The following is a 13,113-nucleotide window of genomic DNA, read 5'->3' as shown; positions in this document are numbered from 1 at the left end:
AAAACGAAAGGGTGCTCGGATCTCCCAACTGTTTAATTAATTTCCGAATTGCCTCAGGTTTGTGAGGAATAGCTCCAAGATAACGAGGGGCTTCTCGACCGCTATCTGCCACCGCTACAGCAATTTTTTCTTTCGATACATCTAAACCAATGAATTTTGTGGCATACTTCATAAGTAACAGCTCCTTTTGCTTAGTAGCTCTGAAAATGTGTCCTACACTCACATTTTTAACCTACGATCGCTAGCAAATACGGAGCTGTTTTACGTTCATGTTAACTTATTTTCTTTCATCGGGCCATTTTGGCAGAAATTAGATCTTTTTTCGTTCTTATTGTTTGGAGGTTAGGCTGGAATGTATATGGATGGATGGCCCTGAAGGATTGGGCCGGACCAGATACGGATGGCTGGCCTTAAGGTCAGGCTGGGGGCTGGGTCCGGTAGGCCGCATGCCGTCAAGGAAGCGCAGATCGCCGGCAAGGCGATCGCCGCGCTTTATACCGGCTCGACGCAGTCGGGACTGTCGTAGCGCACGTTGCCGACCTTCGGGCTGACGGCATACCGGCGCATCGCCTCTGCCGGATATGGCGCCAGCAGCGGGACTAGCTCCCGCTCGTCCTGAACGCGGCGGTCCAGCCACAGCGCCTCTGCCCGGGGCGTCAGGATCACGGGCATCCGGTCGTGGACGTCCGACACGAGGCCGTTCGCCGCCGTCGTCACGATCGTGCACGTATGCAGCTTCTCTCCGGACGGGGACACCCACGTATCGTACAAGGCGGCCATCGCAAACAGCGCGCCGTCCCGGAGCGTGAAGCGATACGGCTGCTTGCCCTCCTCCGTCCGCTTCCATTCGTAGAATCCGTCCGCCGGAATGACGCAGCGCTTGCGTTTCAGCAAATTGCGGAATGCGGGCTTCTCCGCGACCGTTTCTGACCGCGCGTTCATCATTCGGTAGCCGGAGCGCTCATCAGACGCCCATGAAGGGACAAGCCCCCATTTCAGCTCCCCGAAGCGGTTGTGCGAAGGGCCCTCCCCGTCTGGCGGCGTTCCGCCGATAATGGCCGGAATGTACTGCCCCGGCGCCACGTTATAGCGCGGCTGAAACTTGCCCGCGCGGCGGTCCAGCATGAAGCGGATCACCAAATCTTCCCAAACGACGGTAATCGTGTAACGTCCGCACATGGCGCTCGCCTCCTGCTATTGGTCCACTTCCACGATAAATACAGTCAGCTTCTCAGCCAAATCGATTTCATAGGGCGAGCTCAGCTTCTCGCCGTCGGCCGTCTCCACAATGCGGACGACCGGCCTTTGCGGCGCGCGCGGATCGATCGCGGCGACGACGCCCCGCTCCCCCGTATTCAAGGTCACCGTCATGCCCAGCGGGTAGAGCGCTACATGATCGCGAAACACCGTCACTTTCGACAGCTCGTACCAGTGCCCTACGCCCGAAAACAAAGCTTCCATCGCCTGATGAGGCAGCATCGCCCGCCGGTACGGACGATGCGAGGTCATGGCGTCGTAGCTGTCGGCGATGGCGATCCATTTGGCATATTCGTGAATGTCGTCGCCCTTGATACCTCGCGGGTAGCCGCTCCCGTCAAGCCGTTCATGATGCTGAAAGGCGCAGTGAGCCGCAATCAGCGGAATATTGGGCTCGTCCTTCAGCAGCTTGAAGCCGAGCTCCGGGTGCCGCTTGATCTCGGCGAACTCCTCTTCCGTCAGCTGCCCCGGCTTGTCGAGCAGCGCCAAATCGATCTGCGTCTTGCCGATATCGTGCAGCAGAGCGCCTATGCCGAGCGTCATCAGCTCGTCCCGGCTGTAGCCGCTGGCCATTCCGAGCATCGTGGAATAGATGGATACATTCAATGAATGCTGGTACAAATATTGGCTCCATACGTTCATATTCATCAGCATGATCATCGTTTCCTGGTGCTCGCTCAAATCATCGATGATCATTTTCATCACACTGCCGAACGTCTTGCCAAGCACCGGCCTCGACAGCTTCGGCCTGCTGCCCTGCTCCATGAAGGAGCGGAATTGCGTTCGCAGCTCGCTCAGCGCGCGTCTGCGGGTCTCCTCCGAAATCGGGTCTTCCACTTGAATATCTTCCGTTAACGGATCTTCGATGTACACATAATCGATCCCTAAATGGTGAAGCCGGCCAATCAAGTTCTGCGTCAGCTCGGCATGGCGGTTTAAAAGTACGACGCCTTCTTCGTTAAAAATCGGTTTGCCCAGCCGCATTCCGGGAACGCAGGAACGGATCGGTATCAAACGCATGCATTCGCTGCCTCTTTCTAATCTAGTATGAATTCGTGCAAAGCGATTCCATCAAGAATCAAGAAAAATAGAGTAAACAAGTCCAGTCTAGCACAAAAGAACTATTCGTAAAAGACCTTTAGGAATGTCTGGTCCGATAAACGGATGGCGCGGCGCTTGTCGTCCCGGCTATTTAGTGATACGATATAGCGGTAAATCGTAACGCGATATAGAGAGGGCGATCTTTTGGGTAAAACAGAACTGCTTAAAGGAAGCACTGAAATGGTATTGCTGTCGCTATTGGCGCAAAAAGATATGTACGGCTACGAAATCGCCGAACGGATCGAGCAGCTCAGCGAGGGATACCTCAGGTACAAGGAAGGAACGCTGTACCCGGCCTTGAAGCGGCTGGAGATGCAGGGATGGGTCGAGACGTATTGGCAGCAGTCCAACGAGGGGCCGCGCCGCAAATATTACCGGCTGACGCAGGCAGGACGCCATGCTTTGGCGGACCAGAAGCGGGAATGGACTGTCTTTCAGAAGATCATGAACCGGATGGTAGGTGATCCGATTGGATAAGCGGCAGCAGCCCGTAAAGGAATTCGAAGCTTACTTGGCCCGCGTTACAGCGCGCTTGTCTTTGGAAAAAACGGAGATCGACGAACTGAAGGAAGAATGGCTTCAGCATTTGAACGATCGAATGCATCATTACCTGGCGCAAGGCTTCACGGAGCAGAAAGCGATCGAGATGGCGATCGAACAGTTCGGAGATGCCGAGCTGCTCGGGGCGGAAGTGAACCGAAGCTGCGTTTCGGCCCGCAAAAGCTTACTCGTCAAGGAGGGCTTGTGTGGCTGATCTGTCTTGTCGCCGCTTCCGTGGCACCCGGATTATTGATCGGCGCGCATTATCAGCTTTATTTTACTTTGCTGCCGCTGCTGTGCCTGATGCTGTGCTCAGCCATGTACCATACCGCGATCAGGCGCGCTTCGTTCCCTTTTCTCTCGTTCGTCGGCTTTGCCGTCTTTTATGGCTCGTTCGTCATCACGATCGCCTCGGCGAATCCGGGCCGCGAGCTCATTCGGCTCATCGTGCCGCAGCGGCTTGAGGATATCGCCGGCAGCAGCGGGATGTTTACGCTGCCTGGTCTCCATCTGCTGTGGATCGCGGCGATTGCGGTGCTGCTGGCCTCCGGGGCCCGCCTGCGCTCGGCCGTTCAAGCCAGCTTCGAATACTGGTTTATGATCATGATCTCCCTGGCGTTGGCAAGTAGCGAGTGGCTCACAGCTTCCTCTGAAGGCAAAACGATACTGATCAATATTATTTTGCTGTATGCATTTTTGCAGCAGGCCGTTCGCCCGCAGGCTCTGATCAAGCTCGTCCATAAAGCTGCAAAGAAAAAGCTGCCCTTATAGAAGGAGCAGCCCTTAGCAACGTCTATTGCTTCCTTGTTCACAGTTCGCAAGGCGGAGCGATTAAACGATGAAATTTTGATTTTCGATCATTGTCGTATGCTCTTCCTTCTCGTCGTGTCCTTGTTTTTTCATCATCGACTGGATCCGCTCGACAACCTGCGGAGCCGAATCGATCAGCCGCTCCAGCAGATGCGTTTGATTATCGAGCGGTACGACCTTGACGCCGTGCTTGCCGACAACGAGGAACGCAATTGGCGTAATGGAGACGCCGCCGCCGCTGCCGCCGCCAAACGGGAGGGCTACCTGCGCGTTCATGCCGTTTGCCTGATTTCCCGCTCCCGGCGCAGGTACGGTATTGACGGCGATCTCTGCCGCCTCTTCCGTCACAAACTCGCTCCCGCCGGCGGCAAAGCCGAAGCCGACCTTGCTGATCGGCATAATGACGCTTCCGTCCGGCGTTTCGACAGGATCGCCTACAATCGTGTTGACATCAACCATTTCTCTAATATTTTCCATCGCCGTCTTCATAAGCCCTTGAATCGGATGTTCAGCCATCGCTGCAGCTCCTTTCTGCGCATAATGATCGATTTTGATGCCTATGACGAGCGGTACTTCGTCATCGGACGTCACCTGCGGTGCCTGAAAATTCGCCGAAGGGTTTACGTCGAATTTTCAGGCATAGGCCTGGTCAAGCAGTCGTTAGGTTTCCCTCCGCCGTCAGCGACTATTCTCCCCTTGGCCGCGCGCCGACGGAGATTTGACGAGCACATTTTGCCATGCTTTCAGGCCGCCCTTGACCTTCAGCACGCGAAACAGCAGTATAAACATCGACTGGAACAAATAAATAATGCGGATCCGAAAGTGAGCTTCGGCCTCCGTCGTAAGGCGAAGCTCGTTAAAGCAGGGCATCACCTGCAGCTTCGGCTGGGCATCCAGTCGAATGAACCGGAATATGTAAGATAGCAAGGACGTTTTCAGGCCCCAAATCATGCCGGCGGCGAATGCCGTTTCCGGCGCATGTCCCGCCCCGATGCCCGTCTTCCATTCCATCCTCATACAATGAACATGTCTTAGCGTATCCCGCAGCCATTGGTAAAAATCCGGGGTATGTTGAAGCAGATGCCTGAACCGTTCTATCGCCGTTTGTATCTGCTCAAGAGTGACCTTCCGCTTGTTTTCCCTCATAAGCTGCTCGGAGCGGCGATTGATTTGTTCCGTTTTCAGCTCGAGGCCAAAGCTGGCCGCGGAAATCATCGGCACGCCGTATTTTCTGCGAATCAATCCGTAGAGCGCCCGCAGCTCCACTTCATAATGATCGTTGTTGTGGAGCCGCCTTGCATCCAGCCGCAGACGCACATCGCTAGCCAGCAGCAGACCTATTAGAACGATGACGATTCCGGCCGCCCACCACCAGACCATGCATAATCCCTCCCAGGCCGAACGGCCGATACCGTAACCAAAATAAAAACACCCAATGGGCACCATCAGGTGTTAGTATGGCCTTGCCGAAGCATCTAATGCACGGGCTTCGCCCTCGGCCATGGCGTCTTCAAGCTCATCGATCGTCATCTGCCGGCCATCCAGCTTCTCGAACAATAGACGAGTCTCTTCCTCAAGGCTGTCTTCATCGTCGAACATCGCTGTCTCCGGAAGCTCCTCCAGGCTCGAAAGCCCGAAATAATCGAGGAACGATTTGGTTGTGCCGTACAGGATCGGCCTGCCCGGGGCATCCGCCCGGTCCACTTCCTGGATCAAATCTTTGCCGACCAACGTCTGGATCGCCCGCTCCGTCTTGACGCCGCGAATCTCTTCGATCTCGACCCGGGTTATCGGCTGCTTGTAAGCGACGATTGCGAGCGTCTCCAGCGCCGCTTGCGACAGTGCCGCGCGGGATGGGGAGTACGCCAGCTTCTCCAGAAACGGCGCATGCTCCGGCACGGTCGTCAACCTGTAGCCGCCGGCCATATGAACGATCTGGATGCCTCTTCCTTGACGTTTGAAATCGTCCTGCAGCTCCAGGATCAGCTCGTTCACAAAGGCAACGTCCAGCTCCATCACTTCGGCCACCTGCTTGGCATCGAGCCCTTCGTCGCCCGCTACGAACAGCAGGCCCTCAATAACTGATTTCATCTGTCGGAAGTCCATCCGCCGCTTCATCCTCCCTGGCATGTATCACGATGTCGTCAAACAGCTTATGCTGATAGCAAACAATTCTTTTCACCTTCATCAGCTCGAGCAGAGCGAGGAACGTCACGACAATCGAATCGCGCGTCGCATGCCCGTCCAGCAGCTTCGAGAACAGCAGCTTGCCGCCGGCCTGCTTCAGCCGGTCCACCACCTCGTACATCCGGTCTTTGACGGAAATTTCGTCCTTGCGAATCTTCGTCACCGTATTGCGGGTGGCCATGCGCAGCATCGCTTTGCGAAAAGCGCGAACAAGGTCGTTCACGCCGAGCCCTTCTACCGGATTCGGCGGCTCCGTCGGCAAATACGGCGTCAAATCCTCCGGCTCTCTGGTATAGATCAGGCTGCGCTCCATCTCCATATCGCGCAGTTGGAGCGCCGCCGCCTTGATCCTCCGGTATTCGATCAGCCGCGCGACAAGCTCGTCGCGCGGATCGAACTCTTCGTCCATCCAGTAGCTGTCGTCCTGCTCCAGCTCGACCGGAGGCTTTGGCAGCAGCATCTTGCTCTTGATGGCCAGCAGCGTCGCCGCCATGACGAGAAATTCGCTCGTCACCTCCAGCTCCAGCTCCTGCATTGCGGCAAGATAATCCATATATTGATCGGTAATTTCCTTAATCGGTATGTCGTAGATATCGACTTCCGCTTTGTCGATCAAATGCAGCAGCAAATCCAGGGGACCTTCGAAGGTATCCAGTTTGTATGTTACGCTCACGTGTCTTCCAAATCCCCTCTCCTTCAGCCGGCCGCCCCGGAAGCGAACAACGCTTACTTGCTCAGCTGTTTCGTCAAGTTGGCCATCTCGATGGCGCTGACGGCCGCCTCCCAGCCTTTGTTGCCGGCTTTCGTGCCCGCGCGCTCCACGGCCTGCTCGATGGAATCCGTCGTCAGCACGCCGAAGATGGTCGGAACGCCGGTTTTTAATGCGATGGCCGCTACGCCTTTGGCCGCCTCGTTGCACACGTAGTCGAAATGAGGCGTGCTGCCGCGGATGACGGCGCCTAGCGTAATGACGGCGTCGTATTTGCCGCTCTCAGCCATTTTCTGGGCGATCAGCGGGATTTCGAACGCGCCCGGCACCCAGGCAATCTCGACGTCCTCATCTTGCGCGCCGTGGCGCTTCAGCGCGTCCAGCGCGCCGCTGACCAGCTTGTTTGTAATGAATTCATTGAACCTTCCGGCGACAATGCCGAATTTCAATCCTTGCGCTACCAAATATCCTTCGTATACTTTCGCCATTTTCTTTCAACTTCCTTCCCGGTTTTCCCGATATTTTTTGATACTGCCTATGACGAGCGATTCCTTCGTCATCGGTCGTCGCCTGCGGTGTTGAAAATTCTGCATATGGATACCACAGAATTTTCAAGATAGCCGCCTATGACGAGCGATTCCTTACGTCATCGGTCGTCGCCTGCGGTGTTGAAAATTCAGCGTATGGATACCGCACAATTTTCAAGATAGCCTTTAACGAACCTCTTCCTTGAACTGGAGCAGGTGGCCAAGCTTTGCTTTTTTGGTATGCAAATATTTGGTGTTGTCCTCGTTCTCCGGCATCTGGATCGGCACCCGCTCGACCACTTCCATGCCATACCCTTCGAGCCCTTTGATCTTGCGCGGGTTGTTGGTCAGCAGGCGGATTTTGCGAACCCCGAGGTCCTTCAAAATTTGTGCGCCGATGCCGTATTCCCGCAAATCCGGGGCGAAGCCGAGCCGCAGATTGGCCTCGACCGTGTCAAGCCCCTGTTCCTGCAGCGCATACGCCTTCAGCTTGTTGATCAGCCCGATGCCGCGGCCTTCCTGCCGCATGTACAGCAGCACGCCCGAGCCCTCCGCTTCGATCTGCCGAAGCGCCGCTTCAAGCTGCGGGCCGCAGTCGCAACGATGCGAATGAAAGACGTCGCCCGTCATGCATTCGGAATGAACCCTCACCAGCGTCGGCTTCTGGCTGTCGATCGAGCCTTTGACGAGCGCTACATGCTCCTTGCGGTCGACTTCGTTCGTATAAGCGACGGCGGTAAACGTGCCGAAATCGGTCGGCAGCTTGACCTCGACCTCGCGGTTAACGAGCTTCTCCTTGTGGTTGCGGTATTCGATCAAATCGCGAATCGTAATTACCTTGAGCTCGTGCTCCCGGGCGATTTCCATCAAATCCGGCACTCTGGCCATCTCGCCGTTCTCCTTGATGACCTCGCAGATGACTGCGGCGGGATAAGAACCGCACAGCCGGGCAAGGTCGACTGCTGCCTCGGTATGTCCGGCCCGCCGCAGCACGCCGCCGTTCTTCGCAATCAGCGGAAAAATATGCCCCGGTCGGCGAAAGCTTTGCGGCCTCGTCTTCGGATCGATCAGCGACTTCACCGTAAACGAGCGCTCGGAGGCAGAAATGCCTGTCGTCGTCTCGACATGATCGATCGATACTGTAAATGCGGTCCCATGGTAATCCGTATTGCGGGCGACCATCGGCGGAAGGTCGAGCTCCGCGGCCCGCTCCTCCGTAATGGGGGCGCAGACGAGCCCGCGGCCGACCTTGATCATAAAGTTGATCACGTCCGGCGTCGCTTTCTCCGCCAGCGCGACGAAATCTCCCTCGTTCTCGCGGTCCTCGTCATCTACGACGATGACGACTTTCCCCATCATTAGATCATATATCGCTTCTTCTATCGGCGCAAACCGGATGTTGTCGTTCATCTCCCACTCCTCCTTCTTTCATACTATCTTGAAAAATTGGACAGAACCCTCCGGCGAATTTTCGGGCACCGAAAGAGTCGTTCCGCCATAGGCGGTTATTATCGGAATCCATGCTCCGCCAGGAACGCTTCGCTGAGCCCTCCCGCCCCGCTCCGGACGCCACTGCCGGGCACCGAACCGGCCGCCAATAGCTTCTCGATATATTTGCCGAGCACGTCGCATTCCAGGTTCACCTCATCGCCTGGCTGCTTATACTGCAGCACCGTTTCCGCCAGCGTATGGGGAATGATCGATACGGTGAACGCCCGGTCGGTCACCTCCACCACCGTAAGGCTGATGCCGTCGATGGTGATGGAGCCGTGCGGAATGACATACCTGAGCATGTCTGGCTCGCGGGGCTCGAGCCGAAATACGACCGCGTTCTCCTCCGGCGTCCTGGCCGTAATGATTCCGGTCGTATCGACGTGGCCCTGAACGATATGCCCGCCGAAGCGACCGTTTAGCGGCATCGCCCGCTCCAAATTGACGGGAGAGCCGGACGACAGCTTGCGCAGGTTCGATCGACGGAACGTTTCCGGCATGACATCGACGGAAAAGGAACCGCCGTCGAATGCGATCACCGTCAGGCAGACGCCGTTCACCGCGATGCTGTCGCCCAGCTTCACATCTTCCAGCACGCGCCGGGCGCCGATGGTCAGCACCATCGCCTGGCCTTGCCGGTCGATGCGCTTCATCGTGCCGATCTCTTCGATGATTCCCGTAAACATTCACTCCGCCTCCTGTTCATATTTAGGATAACCCATGAGGCACAGATCGTCTCCGAACCGCTCGATCTGCACATCGTTCAAGCGGATCGCTTCGGCCATCCGGTCGAACCCGGCAAATTCGAAGCTTGCCGGCGCCTGCGGTCCGCCGCCGATAATCTTCGGCGCCAGGAACAGCACGACCTTGTCGACAAGCCCCCGCTCCAGCATTGCGCCGTTCAGGCGTCCTCCGCCCTCGAGCAGCACCGAAGCGATCTCGAGCTCGCCCAGCCGGTCCATCGCGGCCTCGAGATCGACGCGGGGACCGGGGCCGCAGTCGATGACGGTTACGCCGCGTGCCTTCAGCGCCTCGCGCCGATCGGCCGGGGCGGCAGCCGTCGTCAGCACGATGACGGGCGCCTCGCCGTCCCGCACTAGCCGGGCGTCTATCGGCAATCTCAGCGCCGAGTCCACGACGACACGAATCGGGTTGCGCCCCGGCACGGGCAGCCGCGTCGTCAGCGCAGAATCGTCGGCCAGCACCGTGCCGATGCCGACCATGATCGCCTGATGGCGATGGCGCAGCGTATGCACGAAGGCGCGCGACGCCTCGCCCGATATCCACTTGCTGTCGCCCGTCTTCGCCGCGATCCTGCCATCCAGGGTGCTGGCCGTCTTGACGGTGACGAAGGGGCGGCGCGTGAGGATGTACTTGTTGAACGCTTCGTTAAGGCGAAGCGCCTCTCGCTCCAGTATGCCCGCCGTCACCTCGACGCCGTGCTCGCGCAGCCGTTTGAGCCCTCTGCCGGCGACGAGCGGATTCGGGTCTGTGCATGCCGCGACGACCCGTCTCACCCCTTCGCGGATAAGGCGATCGCTGCAAGGCGGCGTGCGGCCATGGTGGCTGCACGGCTCCAGCGTCACATAGGCTGTGGCGCCCTTCGCTTCGGCGCCGGCCATGTTCAAGGCGTGCACTTCGGCGTGCGCCTCGCCGCGTTTCAGGTGAGCGCCGGTGCCGACAATCCGCCCGTCCTTCACCAGCACGCAGCCGACGGCCGGATTGATGTCCGTCTGGCCTTGAGCCGCTGCGGCAAGCTGCAGAGCCAGACGCATATAAAACTCGTCGTTTATCAGTTCCAACCGCTTCTCTCCTCTCTTTGCCCTTAACGCAAAAAAGCCCTCTTTCTCTTCAGCGAAAAAGGGGCATGAGATTGAAGAAAAGGTATGTTAGGCGCGAAAAAGCGATCCCGCACTTCAGTTAAGCTTTTCACAGCATGGCAGCAGCGGCGGGGGCAGTCAGCCCTCCAAGCGGCTCCAGGCCTGCATGCCGACGATCGACCCGGCTGCGATGCCGGGATACGGCCACAGCAAAGCCAGGCATCTGCCGCAAAGCATACGCAGAACGCCAAGGCTGCCGACGCCAAAGCACCGGAAACGAGAGCCGTCCGAATCATCGAACCACCTTGCCGCAACGAATCTCGCCGCCGGCGTTCCGCATGCGAAAAAACGAGCTTCCGCACCGGCTGCCGCTGCTTGTGAAATTGTGCACTAACAGAAGCGAAATATGAATGCGATCGCGCTTGTCCCCTTCTCCCATCCAGACTGTAACTGTCGGTCCCGGAATCGCACCGGGTCCACCGGCGGCAGACCGGTCGTCTGCCGCACGGGTCACGGACTGAACCGGCTTCCCGCGGAAGCCGGATATCACCGCCGGTAGGGAATTTCACCCTGCCCCGAAAGGTACTAAGCTTATGCATTTAAGGTTTAGTCATCAGTATAAATCGGTTCGCCGGTTTTGTCCAGTGCCCGGCAAGCCGTTTGTCAATGAAGTTGTCCGGGATGCGGCCCGCACGCGGTTACACGTCCGTGACGCGAATCGACTCCATCTTGTCGTGGCCCTTGAACTTGTCGACATGCTCCATCCCCGATTTCACTTTGCCGAACACCGTATGCTGGCCGTCGAGATGAGGCTGCGGCTGATAGCAGATGTAGAACTGGCTGCCGCCGGTATTGCGGCCCGCATGAGCCATTGCCAGCGTGCCGCGCTCGTGCTTGTTCGGGTTGATCTCGCAGTTGATCGTGTAGCCTGGCCCGCCGGTGCCGGTTCCGTGCGGGCAGCCGCCTTGGGCGACAAAGCCGGGGATGACGCGGTGAAACGTCAATCCGTCATAAAAGCCGGAGTTGGCCAATTTCTCAAAATTCGCCACTGTGTTCGGCGCGTCTTTATCGAACAAATCGAGCACTACCTCGTTGCCGTCTGCCATTTTGATGGTCGCTTGTTTTGCCATGTTCGTCGCTCCTTCGTATCATTATCCGCAGGCGGCCTGCCGCCGCCAACAAATCTTCCTTATTTTACACTGAAATCGGGCTTAGCACAAATGCGCGTCGGCCGGCAGCGGCCCGGGGAGCGCATCATGCGAAAAAAACGGCCTGTATTAAACAGGCCGCGTTACCTTCAGCATTCTTTCCGGAATCAGATCGTTGCCGAGCAAATGATCGTACGATTCCCTCTTCACAACAACGTCCGCCTTGCCGTCCTTGACGAAGACGACCGCCGGCCGGCGCAGGCGGTTGTAATTGCTGGCCATGGCGTAGTTGTAGGCGCCCGTGCACGAAACGGCGAGAATGTCGCCGCTCCTGACAGCCGGCAGCTTCACGTCCCAGATCAGCATATCGCCGCTCTCGCAGCATTTGCCGGCCACGGAGACGACCTCCTCGGCCGGATCGCCGCCGCGGTTCGCCAACATCGCCTCATACCGCGCGTCGTACAGCGCCGGACGCGGGTTGTCGGTCATCCCGCCGTCCACCGCCACATATTTGCGCACGCCGGGGATGTCCTTGTACGTGCCGACCGTATACAGCGTTGTGCCGGCATCGCCGACAATGCTGCGCCCCGGCTCGGTCCAAATTTCCGGAAGCGGATACCGCAGGTTCCCGAACTGCTCCTTCACCGCCTCGGCGATCGCTTGGACGTAAGCTGCCACCGGCAGCGGCGTATCGCCTTCGGTATAGCGGATGCCGAAGCCGCCTCCGAGATTGATCACCCGGAATACGAGGCTTAGCTTGTCGCGAACGTGCGCCGCGAAGGCGGCCACCTTCTCGACCGCCAGGCGGAAGCCGTCTACCTCGAAAATTTGCGACCCGATATGCGAATGCACGCCGAGCAGCTCGACGTTCGGCAAATCGGCGGCCTGCTTCACCGCCTCGAAGGCCGCGCCGTTCTCCAGATCGAATCCGAACTTCGAGTCGGTCTGGCCGGTCGATATATATTCGTGCGTATGAGCTTCTACGCCCGGAGTGATGCGCAGCAAGATGTTGGCCCGCACCCCTTTCTCCCCGGCGATCGCATTGAGCATATGCAGCTCGACGGCGTTGTCGACGACGAAGCAGCCGATCCCCGCGTCAAGCGCCATCCCGATTTCTTCAGGCGTTTTGTTGTTCCCGTGAAAATGAATCCGCTGCGCCGGAAAGCCGGCCTTCAGCGCCGTGTACAGCTCGCCGTCGGAGACGACATCCAGCGCCAGGCCTTCCTCTTCGACGATGCGGCACATCGCCATGACGCAAAAAGCCTTGCTCGCATAGGCTACCTGAAATTTCAGACCGGATGCGCGAAAAGCCTCCATATATTCGCTGCAGCGCTGCCTGATCAGCGCCTCGTCCATGACATAAAGCGGCGTTCCGTACGCAGCGGCCAATTCGACCGTATCGCAGCCGCCGATTTCCAAATGGTTGCGTTCGTTGATGGTGCTGGTGCCATGCAAGTACATCCGGTATTCCCTCTTCTCCTGTAAAGACATTTTCTCTAAATTATCATATGTCCCCGGAGAAG

Annotated in this window: 15 protein-coding genes and 1 riboswitch; of the genes, 3 read left to right on the top strand and 12 right to left on the bottom strand. The window is 57.8% G+C overall.

Going from position 1 to position 13,113, the window contains the following annotated elements:
- Nucleotides 1-492: 492 nt before the first annotated feature.
- Both F591_RS0121685 and F591_RS0121680 read right to left on the bottom strand, forming a co-directional pair.
- Entirely contained in the window at nt 493-1,179 is a 687-nt protein-coding gene (locus F591_RS0121685; protein ID WP_019536717.1) for an SOS response-associated peptidase, read from the bottom strand.
- Nucleotides 1,180-1,194: 15 nt separating this feature from the next.
- Nucleotides 1,195-2,277 carry an HD-GYP domain-containing protein gene (locus F591_RS0121680; RefSeq protein WP_019536716.1) on the bottom strand — a complete coding sequence of 361 codons (1,083 nt, stop codon included), beginning with the start codon at nt 2,275-2,277 and terminating at the stop codon, nt 1,195-1,197.
- 225 nt (nt 2,278-2,502) lie between these two features.
- On the opposite strand from F591_RS0121680, the gene F591_RS0121675 reads away from it, so the two are divergent.
- The 3 genes from F591_RS0121675 to F591_RS0121665 are packed head-to-tail and all read left to right on the top strand — an operon-like array spanning nt 2,503 to nt 3,669.
- On the top strand, nt 2,503-2,835 hold the full coding sequence (locus F591_RS0121675) for a PadR family transcriptional regulator (RefSeq protein WP_040742279.1): 333 nt from the start codon (nt 2,503-2,505) through the stop codon (nt 2,833-2,835).
- Nucleotides 2,828-3,112 (top strand): permease prefix domain 1-containing protein, encoded by a 285-nt coding sequence (locus F591_RS0121670; RefSeq protein WP_019536714.1) that lies wholly within the window; start codon nt 2,828-2,830, stop codon nt 3,110-3,112. The genes F591_RS0121675 and F591_RS0121670 overlap by 8 nt, the downstream gene beginning before the upstream one ends.
- On the top strand, nt 3,103-3,669 hold the full coding sequence (locus F591_RS0121665; protein ID WP_019536713.1) for a hypothetical protein: 567 nt from the start codon (nt 3,103-3,105) through the stop codon (nt 3,667-3,669). Before F591_RS0121670 ends, F591_RS0121665 begins: the two co-directional genes overlap by 10 nt.
- 60 nt (nt 3,670-3,729) lie before the next feature.
- Here F591_RS0121665 and ytfJ read toward each other — a convergent pair whose 3' ends face one another.
- The 10 genes from ytfJ to lysA all read right to left on the bottom strand — a co-directional run bounded on the left by ytfJ (nt 3,730) and on the right by lysA (nt 13,051).
- Entirely contained in the window at nt 3,730-4,224 is a 495-nt protein-coding gene (gene ytfJ / locus F591_RS0121660) for a GerW family sporulation protein (protein ID WP_019536712.1), read from the bottom strand.
- Nucleotides 4,225-4,386: 162 nt separating this feature from the next.
- Entirely contained in the window at nt 4,387-5,088 is a 702-nt protein-coding gene (locus F591_RS28715; RefSeq protein WP_019536711.1) for a DUF2953 domain-containing protein, read from the bottom strand.
- A 72-nt stretch (nt 5,089-5,160) separates the two neighbouring features.
- Nucleotides 5,161-5,814, bottom strand: coding sequence for an SMC-Scp complex subunit ScpB (gene scpB / locus F591_RS0121650; protein ID WP_026326799.1), 654 nt, complete (start codon nt 5,812-5,814; stop codon nt 5,161-5,163).
- Entirely contained in the window at nt 5,783-6,568 is a 786-nt protein-coding gene (locus F591_RS0121645; protein WP_019536709.1) for a segregation and condensation protein A, read from the bottom strand. The genes scpB and F591_RS0121645 overlap by 32 nt, the downstream gene beginning before the upstream one ends.
- A 53-nt stretch (nt 6,569-6,621) precedes the next feature.
- Complete coding sequence (ribH, locus tag F591_RS0121640) at nt 6,622-7,092, bottom strand: 6,7-dimethyl-8-ribityllumazine synthase (protein WP_019536708.1); 471 nt, start codon at nt 7,090-7,092, stop codon at nt 6,622-6,624.
- Nucleotides 7,093-7,317: 225 nt separating this feature from the next.
- The gene (locus F591_RS0121635) at nt 7,318-8,541 is read right to left on the bottom strand and encodes a bifunctional 3,4-dihydroxy-2-butanone-4-phosphate synthase/GTP cyclohydrolase II (RefSeq protein WP_019536707.1); all 1,224 of its coding nucleotides are present in this window, start codon (nt 8,539-8,541) and stop codon (nt 7,318-7,320) included.
- A gap of 98 nt (nt 8,542-8,639) precedes the next feature.
- On the bottom strand, nt 8,640-9,308 hold the full coding sequence (gene ribE / locus F591_RS0121630; RefSeq protein WP_019536706.1) for a riboflavin synthase: 669 nt from the start codon (nt 9,306-9,308) through the stop codon (nt 8,640-8,642).
- The gene (ribD, locus tag F591_RS0121625) at nt 9,309-10,424 is read right to left on the bottom strand and encodes a bifunctional diaminohydroxyphosphoribosylaminopyrimidine deaminase/5-amino-6-(5-phosphoribosylamino)uracil reductase RibD (RefSeq protein WP_019536705.1); all 1,116 of its coding nucleotides are present in this window, start codon (nt 10,422-10,424) and stop codon (nt 9,309-9,311) included.
- A 441-nt stretch (nt 10,425-10,865) separates the two neighbouring features.
- A riboswitch (FMN riboswitch) is annotated at nt 10,866-11,029 on the bottom strand.
- 111 nt (nt 11,030-11,140) lie between these two features.
- Nucleotides 11,141-11,572, bottom strand: coding sequence for a peptidylprolyl isomerase (locus F591_RS0121610; RefSeq protein ID WP_019536702.1), 432 nt, complete (start codon nt 11,570-11,572; stop codon nt 11,141-11,143).
- Between the two features lie 147 nt (nt 11,573-11,719).
- The gene (lysA, locus tag F591_RS0121605) at nt 11,720-13,051 is read right to left on the bottom strand and encodes a diaminopimelate decarboxylase (RefSeq protein WP_019536701.1); all 1,332 of its coding nucleotides are present in this window, start codon (nt 13,049-13,051) and stop codon (nt 11,720-11,722) included.
- Nucleotides 13,052-13,113 lie beyond the last annotated feature (62 nt).

It is taken from the genome of Paenibacillus ginsengihumi DSM 21568, assembly GCF_000380965.1.
Lineage (GTDB): Bacteria > Bacillota > Bacilli > Paenibacillales > NBRC-103111 > Paenibacillus_G > Paenibacillus_G ginsengihumi.
The sequence above is the reverse complement of the archived record's forward strand: the minus strand, read 5'-3'. Positions and strand labels throughout refer to the sequence as shown.